16 protein-coding genes and 1 other annotated feature are annotated in these 19,060 nt (G+C 51.0%); of the genes, 8 read left to right on the top strand and 8 right to left on the bottom strand.

Translation table 11 applies throughout. The features are described from left to right. Positions 1-20 precede the first annotated feature (20 nt). Positions 21-968 (bottom strand): carbohydrate kinase family protein, encoded by a 948-nt coding sequence (locus FS806_RS21040; RefSeq protein WP_144940556.1) that lies wholly within the window; start codon positions 966-968, stop codon positions 21-23. A gap of 473 nt (positions 969-1,441) precedes the next feature. On the opposite strand from FS806_RS21040, the gene FS806_RS21035 reads away from it, so the two are divergent. Both FS806_RS21035 and trpS read left to right on the top strand, forming a co-directional pair. Then, positions 1,442-2,131: a hypothetical protein gene (locus FS806_RS21035; protein WP_144940554.1), complete on the top strand. Its 690-nt coding sequence runs from the start codon at positions 1,442-1,444 to the stop codon at positions 2,129-2,131. Positions 2,132-2,167: 36 nt separating this feature from the next. Then, positions 2,168-2,486: a binding site (T-box leader), on the top strand. A 157-nt stretch (positions 2,487-2,643) separates the two neighbouring features. Further along, positions 2,644-3,654, top strand: a complete 1,011-nt coding sequence (gene trpS, locus FS806_RS21030) for a tryptophan--tRNA ligase (RefSeq protein WP_144940552.1) — start codon at positions 2,644-2,646, stop codon at positions 3,652-3,654. Between the two features lie 205 nt (positions 3,655-3,859). On the opposite strand, the gene FS806_RS21025 is transcribed toward trpS, so the two are convergent. The 7 genes from FS806_RS21025 to FS806_RS20995 form a co-directional block, all read right to left on the bottom strand. Next, the gene (locus FS806_RS21025; RefSeq protein WP_144940550.1) at positions 3,860-4,714 is read right to left on the bottom strand and encodes a S1C family serine protease; all 855 of its coding nucleotides are present in this window, start codon (positions 4,712-4,714) and stop codon (positions 3,860-3,862) included. 403 nt (positions 4,715-5,117) lie between these two features. Next, entirely contained in the window at positions 5,118-6,110 is a 993-nt protein-coding gene (locus tag FS806_RS21020; RefSeq protein WP_222126739.1) for a hypothetical protein, read from the bottom strand. Positions 6,111-6,437: 327 nt separating this feature from the next. Next, on the bottom strand, positions 6,438-6,899 hold the full coding sequence (locus FS806_RS21015) for a 2-thiouracil desulfurase family protein (RefSeq protein ID WP_144940546.1): 462 nt from the start codon (positions 6,897-6,899) through the stop codon (positions 6,438-6,440). A 30-nt stretch (positions 6,900-6,929) separates the two neighbouring features. Beyond that, a complete protein-coding gene (locus FS806_RS21010; RefSeq protein ID WP_144940545.1) occupies positions 6,930-7,979 on the bottom strand; it encodes an ABC transporter substrate-binding protein in 1,050 nt (349 codons plus the stop codon). A gap of 19 nt (positions 7,980-7,998) precedes the next feature. Continuing rightward, positions 7,999-8,847, bottom strand: a complete 849-nt coding sequence (locus tag FS806_RS21005; RefSeq protein ID WP_144940543.1) for an ABC transporter permease — start codon at positions 8,845-8,847, stop codon at positions 7,999-8,001. Further along, entirely contained in the window at positions 8,847-9,647 is an 801-nt protein-coding gene (locus tag FS806_RS21000) for an ABC transporter permease (protein ID WP_144940540.1), read from the bottom strand. The genes FS806_RS21005 and FS806_RS21000 overlap by 1 nt, the downstream gene beginning before the upstream one ends. A gap of 1 nt (position 9,648) precedes the next feature. Further along, on the bottom strand, positions 9,649-10,380 hold the full coding sequence (locus FS806_RS20995; protein WP_144940579.1) for an ABC transporter ATP-binding protein: 732 nt from the start codon (positions 10,378-10,380) through the stop codon (positions 9,649-9,651). A 430-nt stretch (positions 10,381-10,810) separates the two neighbouring features. Here FS806_RS20995 and FS806_RS20990 point away from each other — a divergent pair, with 430 nt between their 5' ends. The 6 genes from FS806_RS20990 to FS806_RS20965 all read left to right on the top strand — a co-directional run bounded on the left by FS806_RS20990 (position 10,811) and on the right by FS806_RS20965 (position 18,440). Continuing rightward, positions 10,811-11,719, top strand: coding sequence for a LysR family transcriptional regulator (locus tag FS806_RS20990; protein ID WP_186328470.1), 909 nt, complete (start codon positions 10,811-10,813; stop codon positions 11,717-11,719). A 573-nt stretch (positions 11,720-12,292) separates the two neighbouring features. Beyond that, on the top strand, positions 12,293-13,627 hold the full coding sequence (locus FS806_RS20985; RefSeq protein WP_144940536.1) for an ABC transporter substrate-binding protein: 1,335 nt from the start codon (positions 12,293-12,295) through the stop codon (positions 13,625-13,627). A gap of 25 nt (positions 13,628-13,652) precedes the next feature. After that, positions 13,653-14,537, top strand: coding sequence for a carbohydrate ABC transporter permease (locus FS806_RS20980; RefSeq protein ID WP_144940534.1), 885 nt, complete (start codon positions 13,653-13,655; stop codon positions 14,535-14,537). Then, positions 14,527-15,342 carry a carbohydrate ABC transporter permease gene (locus FS806_RS20975; protein WP_144940532.1) on the top strand — a complete coding sequence of 272 codons (816 nt, stop codon included), beginning with the start codon at positions 14,527-14,529 and terminating at the stop codon, positions 15,340-15,342. The genes FS806_RS20980 and FS806_RS20975 overlap by 11 nt, the downstream gene beginning before the upstream one ends. A gap of 22 nt (positions 15,343-15,364) precedes the next feature. After that, a complete protein-coding gene (locus FS806_RS20970; RefSeq protein ID WP_144940530.1) occupies positions 15,365-16,354 on the top strand; it encodes a lamin tail domain-containing protein in 990 nt (329 codons plus the stop codon). Beyond that, positions 16,314-18,440, top strand: a complete 2,127-nt coding sequence (locus tag FS806_RS20965) for a glycerophosphodiester phosphodiesterase (protein WP_144940528.1) — start codon at positions 16,314-16,316, stop codon at positions 18,438-18,440. Before FS806_RS20970 ends, FS806_RS20965 begins: the two co-directional genes overlap by 41 nt. The last annotated feature ends 620 nt before the right edge of the window (positions 18,441-19,060 follow it).

The following is a 19,060-nucleotide window of genomic DNA, read 5'->3' as shown; positions in this document are numbered from 1 at the left end:
TCTTAAGAGTCTCTTTTTCTTTACCCCAACCCCCGAAAAAACTCATCCTCCCGAATCTTTTCGCCCAGAGTGAGGCAGGTGCTTTCGGCGGATTCGATGGTCCATGCGGCTATTTTAGTTCCGTATTGGACGGCAGTGGACAAGGGAAGGCCTTGGACGAGTCCGGATACCGTGCCGGAGAAGAAGGCGTCTCCAGCTCCGGTGGAATCGACCATTTGGACTGGCTGAGCGGGTTGGTGCCCGGACTCTCCGGCAGCGGAATCGTAGTAGATGCAGCCTTGTTCTCCCAAAGTAATGACCATGGAACGCATGCCGTTGGAGTCCACAAACTTCTTCAGCAGTGGAATCATTTCGTCCGGCTGCATTTGGGTTAGATCGCTTCCGAGCAGCTTGCCGGCTTCGTAATGATTACATATGAAGCATTCCAAGCTTTGCAGTAAATCAGGGTGTTGGCCGATGACATCCAGATTTCCGGGAATTCCATAGACAGGTTTGTTATGCGGTTTAGCCAGGTTTAGCATTTGACGGGAGATCGCTTCGTTCAAATCCAATTCCAGGACCAGATGGCTGCAGGAACGGACGATTTCCTCTCCGCTCTCTTCAATGATGCGAGCCAGATGCTGCAAATCCGGCATTTGCGAGATCGATCCGGCCAGATCGCCATGCTCATCTAGGATGGCAAGCCACATCCCCATTCCGCCGTTGTCCACTCCCTGCAAATACTTCAGGTTGACGCCGATTTCCTGCAAGCGGGCAGGCACTTCTTTCCCTACACCACTTAAGTCGTAGGTGCTTACGAACATAGTGGGGAGCCCGATACGGGCAATATTTTCCGCTACGTTGCGTCCGACTCCTCCATGCACGAACTGAATGGTCCCCAAATTCCGGGACGAGCTATGATAAGCTTCTTTAGCAAAGCCTTTGCAATCGACAAATACGGTTCCAATGACCGCAACCAGAGAATTCATAAGCCCTCTCCTTTTTCGATATACTCTTCGAGTTACTGACACTCCCTAACTAGACGATTGTGATGCTGTTTTAAAGGGTAAAAGATATTCGTAGATCAACCTTAAGATTACAAAAACAGGGACCCGGACTAGTGCAGGTCCAGCGGTTCGCTAACGTAACCTGGTTACTGACGCGCGGAAGTATGACATTATTTATCAACTGTATTATACCTGATAAATTCCGGATTGGCTTCATTTTTAAGTAAGAGCATCATTTTCAATCATTGGACGGACTTTAAAAGAAAATAATGAATATAATGAAATATAGTTATTTTTAGGAAAACGGAACGTATAAGCATGCGATCTATCCCAAAATGAATTTCAGGAACAGACTAACGGAAACGGAAATTGGATGATAGAAAAGACTTCGCGTATCGGACGAGCTGTCATTGTTGAGGCTTAAGGGTTGTTTTGTATTCCAGGGAGGGGTTTACATGAACAAGGAGGGCAAGTCTGGAACGGGAGCGGAAAGAGAAAAAGTAGAAACGGAAGTAGAAGCAGAAGCAGAAGTAGAAGCAGAAGCAGAAGGCAGAAAAATAGCGGGAACCGAAACGAATGCAGAGTTGGAAACAGAGGCAGAAGAAATAGTGCTAGAAACAGAATCAGAGGCAGAAGCAAAAGCAAAAGCAAAACCAGATGCAAATATGGTAAAAGCAGAAGAGACAGCGACGAATGCCGAGGCTAAGGTAGGAGTTGAAATGACAGACGGGGCCGGGGCAGAAAAAGCTGAGTGTGGAGCAATAACTGAGCTAGAAGCAGTAGCAGAGGCAGGAGAAGCAGAGGTGGGGTCTGAGGCAGAACGAAATGCAGAGCAAGAAACAGAAGCAGGAGAAGCACAGCTACAGCTAGAAACCGATGGGAGAGCCGGAGATGGAAAAGTAGCGGAATCGGCAGGGAACTCAGAGCTAGAATTAACAGCAGAAATGGAAGTAAAGCTGGAATCAACAGAAAAGCAGGAAGCGGTGCAAAAAGCGGAAGTGGAAGCCGGAGTGGGAGCAAAGATGGAACCGGGGGAACAGGCAGAAGGATCGGTAGGCAAAGGGATGGTAGCGGGTGTTTTGATCGGATTGATCTTGTGGGGGATGATTGGCTTCGGTTTATGGATATGGCTGAAAAGCATTTGACAAAAAGTTAAGCGATAGAATATGATGATATATATTTTAAAGGCTGAGATTAAGAAGAGTACGCGGGGAGCCGAGGGCTGGCAGAGAGCCGGTGGTGGGTGCAAATCGGTGCCCTGGTCCCGCGGAATGGACTTATGAGCCGCTTGTCGAACAGGGAAAGCTTAAGAAGCAGGCAGCAGCCCCAAGCGAGCCGGGAGGACCCGGTTAAACCCCAGTAGACCAAGCCGGGAATGAACTCCCCGTTATTCAGAGTCGGGTATCGAATCCGTTCCTTGTCATTCCGGATTCCGTACTTCAGAGTGCGCCTGCTCGGTCAGGCGAATTAAAGGTGGCACCGCGATCCTTCGTCCTTTTTATGGGACGGAGGTTTTTTATTTTTGAAGGAGGTGATGGCCAAATGGAAGATGGCTGGTGGCGGTCGTTGAGAACGTTGAAATCGTCAAGAACGTGGAAAGCAACACGGAGAGAGCAGGAAAGCAGAGGAACAACATTTTATTCGAGGAGGAATTCCATTGAGACAAGAACCGCAACGGGAACGTATTTTGACGGGCGACCGTGTCACAGGAAAATTGCATTTGGGCCATTACGTCGGGAGCTTGAAAAACCGGGTGAAGCTGCAGGAAGAGTATGACCCCTACTTCATTCTGGCGGATGTGCAGGCGTTGACGACTCACTTTGAACAGCCGGAATTGGTAAGGAAGCATTTGCGGGAAGTGGCACTGGATTATTTGGCCGCAGGGATTGATCCGGATCGATCGACGATTTTTATTCAGTCGCTGGTTCCGGAGATCGCGGAGCTGACAGTGTATTATTCCATGTTTGTAACCGTAAATACATTAAGGCACAATCCAACGGTCAAATCGGAAGCGGCCGATCGGGGGTATGACGATCTGTATTACGGATTTCTTGGATATCCCGTCAGTCAGGCGGCCGACATCACCTTCTGCAAAGCGACGCTTGTTCCGGTCGGGGAGGACCAAATACCGCATATTGAACAGACACGAAAGATCGTGCGCCGCTTCAATGAGCTGTACGGTGCCGTCTTCGAGGAGCCGAGGGCATTGGTGGGAGAGGTGCCGAGGCTTATTGGTTTGGACGGGAAAGGAAAAATGAGCAAAAGCCAGGGCAACGCCATTTCACTGGACTCGTCGAAGAGCGAAGTGGAGGCCAAGCTGAAGAAAGCCGTGACGGACCCCGCCCGTGTTCATAAAAGCGATCCGGGCCATCCGGACATTTGCCCTGTATTTGCCTATCTTCAGGCATTTATGCCTGAGGAGAGCGAAGATATCCGGGAACAGTGCACACAAGCCAAAATCGGCTGCGCAGAGTGCAAGCTAAGGATTGCCCGCCGGATTAACGATATTCTGGAGCCGATGCGGGAACGGCGCGCCTACTATGAGGCCAGACCGAAGAGGGTGGAGGAGATTCTGCAGTCCGGAACGGAGCAAGCCCGGCGCATTGCCCGGGAAACGATGCTTGAGGTCCGTGAAGCCATGAACATAAATTATTTTGCTGAGCGATAATATAAAGCAGGTTCAAGACAAAGGGTTGTCGATGAAAGTGGCCGAGACGTTGGAGTATCGTGGAGCAGACTCGTAAGCTGCTAGTAAGCCATATTCCGACGAACTGAACCAGTTGGAGAAAATAGACGGGAAGGGGTGCATATTAGCGGTCCCTTCCTGTTGTTTGTTAAAAAAGTATAAGTTTCCAAAGGACGGCGATAGCCGTTTATCCTTGAGGCAGATACTTATGAAAATGGGCGATAGGAACGGCAAGCCCGATGTTGCTTGTTCGGTCCCCCAGTTTCGCCTTGGTGGTAGCGAAGACAACGGCAATGACTTTGCCTTCTTTGTTGAGGATGGGACTGCCGCTGTTGCCCTTGTAGATCGGGGCTTGAATCATAAGCACGGGCACCTCCCAATCCGTAAGGAGGGTTTGACCAAGAACCGTTCCTTCGTTGGCCATCTGGTTGAAGAATAACGGGTTGCCGATCACGTAGATAGGTGTTCCCTCCTGAACATCGGATGCCGATTCGATATCAAGGGAAGGCAGGAGCTCGCCGGGCTCCCTTATTTGCAGGATGGCTGCGTCAATGGCGGGGTCGCTGGCCACTACGTCGGCAGTATAGTTTTGGCCCGATGGAAAGCTGACCAGGCTCGTACGCTCCCCTTCGATGACGTGATGATTGGTCAGGATTAGGCCGTTATCGGCAATGTTAAACCCGGTCCCCTTGCGGCCGCCGGCATTTACGACCACTACCGCCTGCTTGTATTGCTGAATCGCTTCATTCTTGGACAATTCCCTGTTTGTCTTCAGAAATTCTATCGCCTGCAAGCTGAACATCTGCGGGAAAAAAGCAACTATATTAGCCAATAAGCCCAGCACAAGCAAAAGAACGATCCACCTTCTCAGCTTCCGACGGGAAGGCTTCGGCTCCTCCTCTGAATCGTCATCATCAAAAAAGGAGGGGTCCTCCGGATCAAAATCTTCATATGAAAATTCGGCGTCCCGATCTGTATCCTCCGGTTTTCCGCTCTTGGCACGCGCTTCCTCAAGTGCCGCTTCATCTGCATCTTCGTGCATCTCTCTATGAGGTTCCTGGCCTTGATGAGGGCGTTTGGGCGGATCTTCCCGATTTCCCTTGGAGGCTTCATGAGGTACATTCCGTTCATCCGATTTAATGAGACTTCCCTCCCCGTTTCCTTGTGAACAGCTTATATGGAGTTGAACCGCCGATGCGCGGAGTTAGGTACTGTTCCTGCTGCAGCCGCTGATTCCTCTCGCTGCCATAGTTCTCTTCTTTCTATATTGCCAATCTTTGACTGGGCTTGCAAGACAAGATTAAGACACATTCTGTTACAAACGAATTATTTGAACCTCTTTGGAAAAAGACGGAGCACAAAAAAACCGGCCCTCTGCAAAACGCATCTTTTGCATAGAGCCGGGGGCGGCTTTTCTAAAATATTTAAGGTTGACTAAAACGCGCTTATTCCTTTTCGGTGTAGGTAAGAACCGCTTCGGCAAATCCGTCTCGCAGCTTATCCATGCTGGACTGAGGGGCTCCGAACATTATGCGGACGTACTGCTTGGGCGAATCCACCAAGGTGATCAGGAAAGCCATATTCATTCCGTTAGTCGTCACCTTGCCCGATACTTCAAATTGCAGTGCCGGATGGCCTCCGACGGTCAGCTTCACGGGCTTGGTAATCGTCAGATTCTCCATATCGGTCAGCCGGTTGTCCACAATAAACTGATAATATTGGTCCAGGGAAGATTCATTATTATAATCCTGTCCCAGGACGAATAGCACCGAGCTGGTTGCTGTATCGACGGCCTGAATATCCACCTCTTTCACGTTCATCTGCTCCCATTGGCCGGTTACCGTCAATTCCATGCTCTCATCGCTGCTGGCCAGCTTGACCTTGGCATCAGTCGGACTTTGAGCCCCGGCACCCGATGCCGGCTTCGCTTGAACGATTTTAAACGATTTAATAATTTCGAATAATTCCTTCTTGGTCGAATGGAATTTCTGATCCGGGGTGACTGCGAGAATTTGGTAGAAATGATCCCCCTGATCGACTATCGTAAGGATTCCGTGAATTAAATCCTTATCCAGCATGCCGGTGTATTCCGCTTGCTTGCCGGGAAGCGAATCGATCGTCACATCCTGAATCTCATACATGCGAAAAAGCTGGTATTGATTGCTGAAGCTGCCCTTCATCACTTCCATGAAGCCGTTCAGATCGATATCGTCGGCCATATCGGTCTTGGGCACGCTGTTTACCATTACAGCCTTGTCATCTTTCGGGCCGGATACGTTCAATTCCGCTCCGGATCCCGGATTCCAATCGGACGGGAAGGTCATCTGGACGTCTCCGTCGCCGCTGGTCAGAGTTTGCCCTCCTGCCGAGCTGCTGCAGCCGGTCATCAGGAGGGCAGTGATCAGGGCGGCGGCCGCCCATTTGTTTAAGTGGTTCATTATTTTCATTGTTCTGATCCTTTCTATTCTCCCTATGTAGAAGCACCCACTATTTTTTTCGGTATTGAAGCCGGGATAAATTACTAATTATTGGTAATTCACCAATTGTTCACAATTTATATGGATAGGAGACGCTATCCGCTGCAGCACTTCTTTGTAAAAATTAAAAAAACTCCGTCCGATAAGGACGAAGTTAGCGTGCAGGTTTGGGAAAAGAAGCCCTGAGGGCATTCTATTGCACAACTGAGATTGGCCGCAGCAACCGAGGCTCTCCCGGCGCACGTTGGCGGACTGAGGGTGGATATAGCTTTCATTCTCCTTCGGCGGTTATCCGTCTATCCGCGCAAGCTCCTTCTCGACTTCATCGAGCTGATCCTCGCCGAACACTTGGTACCCATGTTTGCGCAGCAGCTCTGTCGTCACCCCTTCTCCCGGCACCTTCGTATCGGTAAAGGTTCCGTCATAGATAAACAAAGTACCGCACGACGGGCTGTCCTGCTTCAGAATGACCAGAGCGACCTGATGCTCATTGGCCAAACGAAGGGCGGCCTGCGCTCCTTTCTCAAACTCGGCGGTGACATCCACCCCGGCTCCGGTAACGACCTTGTCGCCTTGTCTCTGCGCATCCGGACGGGGAATCGGCAGGCCTCCGACGACTTCCGGGCAGATGGGGATGAGGCGCCCTTCATCGTGCCACTTCAGAAAACGGGGGTCCAGACAAGGAACATCTCCCTCGTCATATCTGACCTTCTGGCCGAGCAGGCATGCGCTGACTAATATTTTCTTCATCGTAGTTTTCACTCTCCCGTAACCTTAGCATTATTTTGCGGCTGAATCCCAAATTTCCGTTGTATAGGCTTTGGACAGATCGGCTTCTTCTTTAATTACTCCGAACTGGTAGGCGATATCGGCCGTCTGCTTGAACAAGGCCGGATCGATGCGGCCGATCTGCGACGGATCGGTCCCCTTGGGCAGAATCAGCTCTCCTATCGCTTTCATCATGCTCAACTGGTGTTCTCTTGTCGTGCTTCCTTCATCCACGCTTTTCATGACAATATCGACGGCGGCCTCCGGATTTTCAATCGCATCGGCCCAGCCTCTGATCGAGGCACGCAGAAACTTGACCGCGGCATCCCGATTGTTCTCCAGCCATTCCGTGTTGGCGAACAGATTGTCCTGCAGCATCGCGACCCCTTCATCGTTCATATCGATGACATTCAGGTCCGATTCCGGAATGCCTTGACTCAGCACCAAGGGAAACTCATTATGCGTAAGGGCGGACGCCGTGTCCAATTGATCGTTGAAAAACTGATCCATCGTAAACCCCTGCTTCGTCAATTTCACATCGCGGTCGGCGTCGATCCCGTATTTGTCCAACAAAGCCAGAATTTCGAATTCAAGGCCGCCCATCCAGCTTCCGATTTTTTTGCCTTTCAAATCCTCCGGACGGTTAATGCCTGCCGATTTTTTGGAAACGAGCACCAGACCGCTTCTCTGGGAAATTTGGGCGATTTCCACCAAAGGAAAGCCTTCCTCTTGATGCGACAGCAGGCTCGCTACCCAAGAGTTCCCAATGTGGGCCGTGCCATTGGCAACCTGCTGCTCGGGGACGATGTCCGGACCGCCGGGCAATATTTCGACATCCAGCCCTTCTTCGCGGTAATACCCTTTCTCCAGGGCCACAAAATAACCGGCGAATTGAGTTTGCGGAAGCCACTTGAGCTGAAGCTTCACTTTGACCGGCTTGGTTTCTTCTCCGGCTCCGGTTGGTTTGCTTTCCCCGCCGCCGCAGGCGGACAGAACCAGAGACAGCGAAAGCAGCAAGCTGAGAATCCAGGCGGGGCGAATCCATTTAAAGTTTGATTTCATGTTATCATCTGCGCTCCTTCTATGTGGATGTTTTCCGGGAGGAATGCCAGCGGATGGCCAGCTTTTCTATTTCCTCAATAAGAATGTATAAAATAACTCCGACCGCCGATGCGACCACGATGCAGGCCCAGCCCATGGACATTTTGGCTACTTTAATGGAGTTGGAGAGCAAGTACCCGATTCCACCGGACGAGTAAAAAAATTCGCTCACTATAGCGCCGATCATACTGGCGGTCGCATTGATTTTCAGAGCGGTAAACAGATAAGGCAGGCAGTTGGGCAGCCTTACATAGCGGAACACCTCGCTCTTCCGGGCTCCGTAAGAATGCATCAGGTCAAGCGCCAGCGGATCGATCTGGGTTAAGCCTCTGTGAGCGTTGAATGCCATGGCCGCCATCGTCGTGATGGTGACTACCGCCACCCGTGAGCCGAGTCCGTCCCCGAACCATAGATTCATAATCGGCGCGAGCGCGATAATGGGGACGGCATTGAGGGCCGCGATGAAGATCAGGCCGGTCGAGCCCCAGCGGGGCCATTGAGTCGCCAAGAGGGCGACGGCAAAGCCGATGAGCGAGCCCGCCAGCATTCCCAGCAGAGCTTCCGCAACTGTATAACCGGCGTGTCTTGCCAGAACATCAATATTCGAGCTCAGCGCTTTCCAAATGGATGTGGGCAGCGGCAGTTGATGCACTTTGATATTCAGCAGGGTATGGAACCATTCCCACTGCCATAGAAGAATAAACAGTGCTCCGAATGCCGCCGGAACGGTATATTGTTTCAGGATGCGGACGGCAAATGTTATGACTCTGCGACCAATCGGCGGGTGTCCGGCCTCTTGGTTTGACGAACGGGCGGCAGCTCCCTCCATCAGCGCTCACCTCCCTTATTGCGATAAGCCGGCTGCCAGGGGGTCATGGCCCTCTCCAGCCCGCTGATGATTAAGTAATTGATTATTCCCGTTAAAGCGGCCGCCGCTACCGTGGACCAGAACAGATAAGTATTGGCCGGGCCGTAGTATAAATTGCGCAGCATAATAACGCCTAATCCATGCTGGGCGCCCATCATTTCAACCAAGATAGCCGCCGTAACCGAAAGTGGAGCGGCTATCTTCAACCCGCTGAACAACCCGGGCAGCCCGTTGGGCAAGCGCAGCTTCCAGTAGATGCTCCATGTCCTCGCGGCATAGGAGCACATTAATTCCAAGGCCTGGGGACTTGTGCTCCGCAGCCCTTTGAGCAGGTTTAAATTGACCGGGAAAAAGGTTATATACGCGGCAATCACGATGCGTGACCAGTTCTCGTCCTGCACTATTCCGTAAATGATCGGTGCCAGCCCGAGCACGGGAATCATTTGTGAAATAATGATGTAGGGAAAGCTGACCCGTTCCACCCAAACGGACAGGCTCATGATAATCGCCAGCAGGGAGCCGACGGCAGCGCCGAGCAGAAATCCAAGACCCGCATTCATGAACGTGGACCAGCCTTCGTGCAGCAGGGTAGGGCTGTAGGTGAACAAGGTCGCCGCCATTTCATGAAGATAAGGCAGCTTGGATTGAGCCATATTGGTATCAAGCACTTCCGTTAAGTACCAGGATGCCGTCTCCCATAACACGAGCAGAGCCAAGCCGATTACAAATACCGGAAACAGCCGGTTGTGAATGATTTTCATGCTATACCCCTTCAAAACGATCCCGGATTTCCGTAATCAGCCGGAAAAACTCCGGGTCATTTCTCATGCTCTGGGTACGGGGGCGGGGCAGCGGAATATCGACCACCGCGGACAATCTGCCCGGATGCGGAGACAGGACGAATACCCTATCCGATAGAAAGACGGCCTCCGGAATGCTGTGCGTCACGAACACGACCGTGCTCTGGATTTGCTTCCAGATGGCGAGCAGTTCTTCGTTCAATCGTTCTCGCGTAAATTCATCGAGTGCGGAGAAGGGTTCATCCATCAATAAAATTTCCGGCCGGATCGCCAGCGCCCGGGCGATAGCTACACGCTGCTGCATGCCTCCGCTTAATTGCCAGGGATATCTATCGCTGAAATTTCCTAGCCCCACCAGCTCCAGCAGCTCGTCGGCTCGTCTGTTACGCTCGGCCTTGGGGATGCTCATCATTTCCAGCGGCAGGGTAATATTCGCTTTAACCGTTCGCCAGTCATACAGCACGGGGCTTTGGAACACGATGCCGTATTTTTGCGAGAGACGTGCTTCCTTTGGCGATTTGCCGGCAATTTTGACTACACCGCTTGTGGGCTGCTGCAGGTCGGCCATGATTCGCAGCAGCGTCGTCTTCCCGCAGCCGGAAGGGCCGAGCAGCGAAACGAACTCCCCTGCGCTCACTTCCAGGCTTACCTGATGCAGGGCCACCACCTCGGAACCTTCCGTCCGGTAGCGCATGCTGACATTTTCCACTTCAATTTCGGGCAACAACCGGGGCCCCCCCTTTAGATGTTTTGTCTCTTTGATCCATCATTGTTTTTCCATATGTGCTTTTTCGGCGCATATTGCGGTATTGCGCAGGTGGCAGATCCGCACAACTCCATAGCCGCTTAATCGTCGGCTCAAGGAGCCCCTCTTTTCGCACCGGGTGCAGCTTCCAGCGGGCAGTATCGCGCTGCACGACGGCAGCTCATCGACCGCATGGGGCTACGCCGGTCTTGAATTGTCGGGATATCTGTTGTACGATTTAAACAATACTATACCTACTTATTTACTTGGTTTTAACTTGTAATGGTCATCATACTAAATTTATTCACGAAAGTATAATTGAAAATGGTAATCGAACTGATTAATAATCGTAAAGATGGTGACAGGGATGCAGGTTCGCTTGATTAAAACGTTTCAAACGATTGTCAGAGAGGGAAGCTTTCACCGGGCGGCGGAAGTGCTGCGGTATTCTCAGCCCACTATAACTATGCAAATCAAAAGGCTGGAAAATGAACTGGGCGTCACGTTATTCGAGCGGGGGAAAACGATGAAGCTGACGAAGGCCGGCCAATTTGTATATCATCGCGCCGGTGCCTTGCTGAAAGAATATACGGATTTCAACCGTTCCGTCGAGGAATTCCGTCAAGGGGAGGCCGGAGTCCTTCACATAGGCGCCTCGGAGCCGTCCGCCACTCAGCGGCTGCCGCAGATCCTGGCGGCCTTCCTGGAGCAGAAGCCGAATGTTCAAATCCAAATCGCCGTCGGAACTAATCAGCAATTGATGCAGATGGTGCTGGACGATCAGGTCGATTTCGCCCTCTGCCATCAGCCGGAGCCTCATCTGTTCGCCCTATGCAGACGGTCGGATGCCAATGTGGAGCTGGAGTTCCACCCGTTCGGCTTCGAGCGGTTTGTCCTGCTGCTTCCCGGGGATCATCCCCTGGCTGAAGAGCCTGAGCTTTCTTTGGAGAAGCTGGCCAAGGAGCGCTTTCTGCTGACTCCGGCGGCTTGTCCTTTCCAGATCAAGCTGGACTCGATCCTGTCACGCAAGCTGGGTATGACGCTGCAGAACCACATTGAAGTAGCCAGCATCACGGCGCTTAAGTATTACGTTCAGGCCGGGCTGGGGTTGGCCTTCGTGCCCGAGGTGGAGGCTTCCGTGCTGCCCTCCGGAACAATGGCGAGGCGGATGGATTTTCTCGAGGCCGGGCCCGAGCTCGGCATCCTTGCCCAGCGGAACACCTTCGTGAAGGACTCCATCTGTGAAGCCATGTTTGAAGTCTTCCGCCGGCATCTGGAGCAGCGGTAATTTACAGGGGGCACGGGTTGACCGCGAGCTTGACTGCAGGAAAACGCTGGTGCCTCCTGCCAGCCTGCAAATTAATCAGCGCACAGCCGTTCGTTGCTCGAAATTCCTTTGCGCCAAAGGAAAACTTCGGCCAGTCTTATCCGGCCAAGGCGCCCGGGTTACCCGTTATGATTTAGTAAGCCCATGGTCTGAAGACTGGTTATGGTAGCAGGGCACACCAACAAACGGCAATCAAGAATAAAAGTATGTTTATAAGCTTGTGACTAGAGCGTCACAAGCTTTTATAATCATTAAATCTATATAAATAAACATAAAGACGCGGAATCTCGAAAAAATATTGTGCATATATAATTGAAAATAAACAATTTTATTGACTGAATATTAAGAATCGTTGTATTATTACGATACACAAACGAACAATACTTGCTATGAAATGAACATAAATGAGCGAGGGGGTTGGATTTAAATCTGATTTTTTGACGAATATTAATTTGTCAGTCCGGGCGGAATTTTTATTGTACTAAAATTGAAAGCGCTTAAATTTACGGAAATGCAAACAAGGAGGAAAGAACTGTGAGAAAAGCACGTTTTTGGTCCGTTAGTATGCTTATCCCGGCCTTATTGCTGGCTGTTGTCGGCTGTTCTTCGGGGACGAACGGCAGCCCCCAGGGCAATTCCAACGGAGGCTCCCAAGGCTCGGGGCAGAAGATTACGATCGAATATTGGCACGTCAATTCCAATGACTGGGGCGGTAATGAAGTCAAGAAAATTATTGATACGTTTAACGAAACGAACGAGAACATTCAAGTGGTAGGAAAGTATATTCCCAACCAATACCAAGGGGTCATCCAGCAAGCGCAGGCAGCCATTGCCGGAGGCCATCCTCCCGATGTGGCCATGATGGGCTACAATTATCTGTCCTATGTGAACGGCAACCTGCCATATACCCCAATAATGGAAGTCGCCGCGATGGATAAAGAAGAGCCTAATTTCATACAGGACAACTTTTTGCCGAATATTGTTGAGCTAAGCAAGGCGGATGACGGCACGATAGTCGGATTATCGTACGGTCTGAGCAATCCGGTTCTTTATTACAATGCCGATATGCTTAAAGAAGTAGGCTGGGACCCGGACAGCCCGCCCAAGACTTGGGAAGAAGTCATGGAGTTAAGCGAGAAGGTGCGGGATCAGACGGGCAATTACGGGCTGTATATTCAAGAACCGCCGGATAACTGGGCCCAATACGCTCTGGTCAAATCTAACGGGGGGGATTGGCAGGAAGGCGACGGAGGGAATAGGAAGGTAGTCGTAGACTCTCCCGAAGTTGTCGAGGTTTATCAAATGATGGGAGACATGGTCAAGAACAAGCTTGCTTTCCACGCCAAACAGGAGGAAGGCCAGCAGGCATTCGGCAACGGTAAAATCGCCATGCTGTACACAACCATCGGACGGATGAAAGGCATTCAAGAGCAGAGCAATTTCGATCTTCGCACAACCACATCGCCTACGTTTGGAAACAAGCCGAGATCGATACCGGCCGGGGGCAACTCTTTGGTCGTGTTTACCAAGGATCCGGATAAGCAGAAGGCAGCATGGGAGTTTATCAAATATTTGCAGTCTCCCGAAGCATTAACCCGATGGGTGGAAGGGACCGGTTATTTGCCTCCCCGTGAAGGAGTGGCCGAAGATCCCAACGGTCTGAAGCCTTTCCTTGAATCCAACCCTTTAATGAAAGCGGCAATCGAGCAAAAAGATTCTACGGTACAATGGGCCAACTTCCCGGGGGAGAACGGACTTCAGGCGGAACAAGCGCTTATCGATGCCAGAGATCAGATTCTCAACGGAACGAGCAGTGCGCAGGATGCCATGACCAAGGCCGCAGAGCGGATCAGGGAGTTGTTGAAATAAAAGTTAGGGGAATGGGGTTCGAATAATGACGGTATTCAAAAAACTTAAACCGTATCTTTATCTGGCGCCTGCCGTCATTCCGATTGCGGTCTTCGTGTATTATCCGCTTGTGAAGTCGGTGGAAATCAGCTTTCTCAGTTGGAATATGGTGAGCCCCAACCGCAAGTGGGTAGGGCTGGACAATTACGTGCATTTGCTGACAAGCGCGGAATTTTGGAAATCGGTGTGGAACACGGGAATGTATATTGTATTGCTGCTTCTCCTTCTGCTTGTCGCCCCTTTTTTCGTAGCTTATGCGGTGACTCGGGTTCGCGGCAAAATGCAGTCGTTCTTGAAGAGCGCCATTTTCGTTCCTACCGTTCTGTCTCTGGCGGTAGCTTCCATCGTTTTCTTATGGCTGTTCAATCCGATCAGCGGTTCGGTGAACCATTTGATAGGCTTGATCGGGCTGCCGAGCGTCAATTGGCTGTCCGATCCCGGTTGGGCACTGATCTCGATCGTCATCATCACCTCATGGAAAACGTTCGGTTACCATTTTATTTTACTGTTGTCCGGTATTTTGTCCGTACCGCAGGACATCGTGGAGGCGGCCCGCATCGATGGCGTAAGCAGCAGCATGGGGCTGATCCGGAAAATTTACATCCCTCTATCCGGGGGAACGATTATGTTTGTTTTTGTTATCACCGTTGTTCTTGGCATCCAATGGTCGTTCGTGCCTATTCAGATGCTGACGAACGGCGGACCGGATCAGGCTACCACGCACTTGGTCTATACGGTTTACCAGTATGCCTTCCAATTTTTCAGAAGCGGTCTGGCCTCCGCTGTTTCGGTTCTCACCTTCATAGCTTTCAGCGGATTGATTATTTTCCAGGCATTAGTGATGGAACGGAGGGTGCACTATGAAAATTAGTTTCAACTGGTGGCACCTGCTGCTCATCGTTGCACTGCTGCTCAGCTTCTTTCCGCTCATTTGGATGGTCAGCACTTCTTTGAAGGAAACAGGACAAATCTTTAGCGATTTTCTCAATCCGATCCCTCTGCCGATAACGTTTGAACATTTCCAACATGTTATGGTTAGTTCACCTATGTCCCGGTTTGTGTTCAATTCGTTCATTGTCGCAGCGGCGGCTACGATCTTTCAAGTGTTAACGAGCATATTGGCAGCCTACGCGTTAACCCAATTCGAGTTCAGGGGCAGATATGCGCTGTTCTACATTATCGTGGCCAGCATGCTGATTCCCGTCTTGGTAACGATGCTGCCGAACTATTTGCTGCTCAGCAGATGGGGGCTTCTCAACAGCTATGCCGCTATTATTTTGCCGCAACTGGCTAATGGGATGGGTGTTTTTTTCCTGAGGCAGTCGTTCCGCACCATTCCCAAAGCACTGCTGGAGTCGGCGCAGGTGGAAGGGGCCAGTGACTGGCAGCGCATGTGGCTCATTGTCGTTCCGGCCGTCCGACCAATGATCGTGGCGATTGGGATTATCTTTTTTATCAATGTTTGGAACGAGTATTTCTGGCCTTTGATGGTCATTAACGATGAGAACATGTTCACGATTCCTCTGGCCCTGCAGCTATTTATTAACTCGGAAGGGGGAACCTCTTGGGGGCCGATGATGGCTGTCGCCACTCTGGCGTCCATTCCGCCTGTGCTCGCCTTTTTGCTTGTGCAGAAGCATATCATCAGCAGCTTTCTGAGTGCCGGTGTGAAATAATAGTGAAACGGGAGGCAACTTTATGAACGGCAAAGTATGGCTTATAAAAACGGTATTTTCTGTTTTAAGTGTACTGCTTGCAGCTTCCGGACTTGTTGTTTCACCTAAGGACCAGATCGTGTACGCCAGTGAGAGGGTGGTCGGACAATCCCTCTGGATTACGGAAATTATGTATGATGCCCCCGGCAGTGACAACGGAGCCGAATATGTGGAGATTTCCAATGCGGGACAGGAGCCTGTCGATATAAGCGGATACTATATCGGGGATGCGGCAGCGAAGGGCGCCAACGAAGGGATGTACCGGTTTCCGCAAGGAACCGTCATCGGAGCCGGGGAGTCGGTAGTGATCACCCAATCAGCGATCATTACCCGTGAAAGATACGGCTTTACCGCCGATTTTGAACTTCCCATGCATGCAACCTACAATCCTCGGCCGGATCCGAATGTCCCGGATATGCTGGCGGATACGGTCTGGGGGAAAGGATACCTCAGTTTGGCCCAGGGGGGCGACGATATATTGTTGATGGATAACAACCAACAGGTCATCGATTATGTCCCCTATATTATCGAGAGGAAGCTGAACGGAGTTACCTACAAGGCGGCCCCGGCGATGACTCAGCATGTCCAGTCCCTGCAGCGGATATATACAACCGGAGATGCATCGATAGATTTCTGGCCGCTTGCGCCGACTCCCGGTTCCTACAAATTTCGAAGCGACGAGCCGCATCCGTTTCCTGGTCCGATGATCAGTCGTTCCCTGCTGATTACGGAAGTTCTATATGACGCGATTCACGATGAAGATACTGGGGAATTCATTGAAATTACGAATGTCGGCGATGATGTGATCGATATAAGCGGCTACCACATTGGCGATTCCGAGTTCCCGAGAGTGGGCAGTGCCGGAGAAGGAATGTTCAAATTTCCCGAGGGAACCTTGATCGAGCCGTATCAGGTGATCGTCGTAGCGGGCAATGCCCAAGGGATTAAAGCCAGGTATTACTCCGGATTTTGAATTGGATGATTCCATGCCGGAGGTTCCGACTCTGGAGAAAAATACGGCTTGGGCGGACGGTACAGTCCGGCTGGCAAATGCCGGCGATCAGGCTCTGCTCTTCGACCGGGATATGCAAATTATCGATGCGGTGGTCTGGAAAGATCCGGCGCCATTCCCGGGGGTTACCCCTTACGACACGACGATATTTGGAAATAACGGGCATTCGATCGAAAGGTTGAATGAAATCGATACGAATAATTGTGCGATCGATTTTGTCGCCCAGCCTAACCCTTCTCCGGGTGTGATTCTATTCGGGCCATATGCCGATGAAAGCCGTATTCCGGACAGAACGCTGCGGGAAGACGTCCTGGCTGCGCGGGAGCCTGCCAACGGCCTTGTTGTATCGCCTACGATTGTGGCCTATGGCGGCGATGCAGTCAATGCACCGGAAAATACCCTGGCCGCAGTCGACAAGCTGCTCGAAACCGAGGCCGCCCAAATTATGCTTCCTGTCCGGGAAACATCCGATGGCTACCTGGTCTTGATGAAGGACCATACGCTGAATCGGACTACCAATGGAAAGGGCCGTGTCGATAAGAACACATGGGAGACAATCCGGGCGCTGGACGCAGGAAGCTGGTTCTCTCCGCAATTCGCAGGGGAGCGGGTGCCTCTTCTATCCGAAGTGTTGGATAGGATAGAAGGCAAGCTGATCCCGGTTATTAAGGCGGATAGTGCGGAAACGGCGGCCAAGGTGGTACAGCTGCTGGAGGAGAAACAAATGCTCGATGCCCTCATCGTCTCAGAGAATGAGCAGGTGGTCGCCGGTGTGCGGGAAATGAACCGTGAATTGCGCGGAGGAATTATCTACGGGAACCATTCTTTAAACAAGGCGCAGCTTCAGAAGATCGTGCTGGCAGCACGCAAAAGCGGTGCTTCCGTCGTCATGCTGGATCACAACAGGCTAACGGCCGACAGCATTCATTACTTGCGTATTCGCGGAATCACGGTATGGGGCATGAGCGGGCAGGAAGAGAAGGCTGCTCATGATTTGATAGCGATAGGGGCTGCCGGACTAGTAACGGAAAATCCCCGCGACGCCATTGCTTCGTTAAGCCAGTACGATGAAAAGACCGTCACCCAGCGTCCCCTTATCGGAGGTCATCGCGGCTCCCTCGATCAAGTGCCGGAGAATACGATGCCCGCATTTGAGCAAGCTTGGCTGGCAGGGGCCGATTTTATCGAAACCGACATACTGGAAACCAAGGATGGGCATCTCATTCTGATGCATGATGATAATGTGGACCGGACGACGGACGGAACCGGGAAGGTCAGGGATAAGACATTGGCTGAAATGAAACAGCTGAACGCCAACTATATCCAGCCAGCGGACCCGGTCCAGGTACCGACGCTTATAGAATTACTGGAATGGGTCAATTCCAAGAAGAAGACGAGAGAAATGGCCTTGTTCCTGGAAATTAAAGCGCCCCATCTGGAACAAAAAATCATTGATCTTGTTAAGAGCTACGGTTTGGAACAAGATGTATTTATCATCACATTCCGCTTGGAGGAACTAAAGACGGTCCGCCAGCTGAACAAGGAGATCGGACTGGTCTATATCCATAACGGTCCGGCGCCCGTGGAAAATCCGCTTGGTCATGCGGATAAATTTATAAGGGAAGCGGTGAGGGAGAACGTCCATTTCAATCCTTCCAATTCCATGACTCCGGAAATGCTGGATTATGTGAAACACCGGGGGCTTGTCACTTTTGCCTGGCCGATAAGTGACGTGACTGATAATCCGAACGATTATGCCGGTGTACCGGTTGCGGTAGAAGCCCCCGATCAGTTGACGATGAAGGTGGGCGAGTCCGCTTCGATATCCGGGTCCGTGCAATATCGGTCATACACCGGGCAGCCGGCTCCCTTGTTCATCCGGCCCCTGGATCCGGAATCCCAGTTGATCGCCGTAGGCGAAGACGGAACGAGCATGACCGCGCTGGCCGAAGGCCAAGCCTGGGTTCAGGCTTATTACCGGTACGAATTTGCCGATGAGCAGTGGACGCTGGTTGCCAGGCCGACTAAAATCAATATTAGGCCATAGATAATGAAAAACCTCTGGATGACCGCCTTTTCGGTCTTCCGGAGGTTTTTCTGAAGAAATATAAGTTTCACCTTATACCCGTTCTTATATTTCATCGGTAAACGCGCCTGTCCAAAGGGGCGATAGCCGTTTATCCTTGCCCTATTAGAAAGTTTAAGTGCATTAAAGCAATAAATGAAACAACTTTCTAATCGGCATAAAAAGCTTCCGCTAAAGATGGATTCAACAACTTCTTCGAAAAGTCTTCGTTAGAAGCTTTTTTTACGATTGTGCAGCCGTTGGAATGGTAATTGTCCCTTGACTTCGGCAATGTGGATGTCTAGTATAAGCTACCTTTAAAATTATCCGCCAGCTTCGGTTATCTGATGGTGCCGCGTCATGGTATAGGGCCTATCAAAGCGCCGCGTTCGGTTATGCCGAAGAATGCTGCATGGCCACTAAATGGAATTCCATTTAGACGCGCCATTCCGTTTGCCCGGCACCATCAGATGGTGAAAATGGATGGATTTTCAAGGTAGAATAAGAGTTGAATTGCTTCAATAATGTGAAATTTGAAAACTAAATGGATTTCATACAGTTAGATTTCTATATTCGGAAGAAATATGGAAACTAACTGGAAA

Source organism: Paenibacillus sp. 32O-W (genome assembly GCF_007679495.1).
GTDB classification, from domain to species: domain Bacteria; phylum Bacillota; class Bacilli; order Paenibacillales; family NBRC-103111; genus Paenibacillus_L; species Paenibacillus_L residui.
This window is presented reverse-complemented; position numbering and strand designations above follow the sequence as displayed.

What these genes read in the sequence shown, in the direction of transcription:
- FS806_RS20995 (WP_144940579.1), bottom strand. Translation starts at nt 10,380, where the DNA reads ATGCGCTACCGGACGGAAGGTTCCGAGGTGGTGGCCCTGCATCAGGTA.
- FS806_RS21000 (WP_144940540.1), bottom strand. Translation starts at nt 9,647, where the DNA reads ATGAAAATCATTCACAACCGGCTGTTTCCGGTATTTGTAATCGGCTTG.
- FS806_RS20975 (WP_144940532.1), top strand. Translation starts at nt 14,527, where the DNA reads ATGAAAATTAGTTTCAACTGGTGGCACCTGCTGCTCATCGTTGCACTG.
- FS806_RS21015 (WP_144940546.1), bottom strand. Translation starts at nt 6,899, where the DNA reads ATGAAGAAAATATTAGTCAGCGCATGCCTGCTCGGCCAGAAGGTCAGA.
- FS806_RS21025 (WP_144940550.1), bottom strand. Translation starts at nt 4,714, where the DNA reads ATGCACGAAGATGCAGATGAAGCGGCACTTGAGGAAGCGCGTGCCAAG.
- FS806_RS20965 (WP_144940528.1), top strand. Translation starts at nt 16,314, where the DNA reads ATGCCCAAGGGATTAAAGCCAGGTATTACTCCGGATTTTGAATTGGAT.
- FS806_RS21040 (WP_144940556.1), bottom strand. Translation starts at nt 968, where the DNA reads ATGAATTCTCTGGTTGCGGTCATTGGAACCGTATTTGTCGATTGCAAA.
- FS806_RS20980 (WP_144940534.1), top strand. Translation starts at nt 13,653, where the DNA reads ATGACGGTATTCAAAAAACTTAAACCGTATCTTTATCTGGCGCCTGCC.
- FS806_RS21010 (WP_144940545.1), bottom strand. Translation starts at nt 7,979, where the DNA reads ATGAAATCAAACTTTAAATGGATTCGCCCCGCCTGGATTCTCAGCTTG.
- FS806_RS20970 (WP_144940530.1), top strand. Translation starts at nt 15,365, where the DNA reads ATGAACGGCAAAGTATGGCTTATAAAAACGGTATTTTCTGTTTTAAGT.
- FS806_RS21035 (WP_144940554.1), top strand. Translation starts at nt 1,442, where the DNA reads ATGAACAAGGAGGGCAAGTCTGGAACGGGAGCGGAAAGAGAAAAAGTA.
- FS806_RS21020 (WP_222126739.1), bottom strand. Translation starts at nt 6,110, where the DNA reads ATGAACCACTTAAACAAATGGGCGGCCGCCGCCCTGATCACTGCCCTC.
- FS806_RS21005 (WP_144940543.1), bottom strand. Translation starts at nt 8,847, where the DNA reads ATGGAGGGAGCTGCCGCCCGTTCGTCAAACCAAGAGGCCGGACACCCG.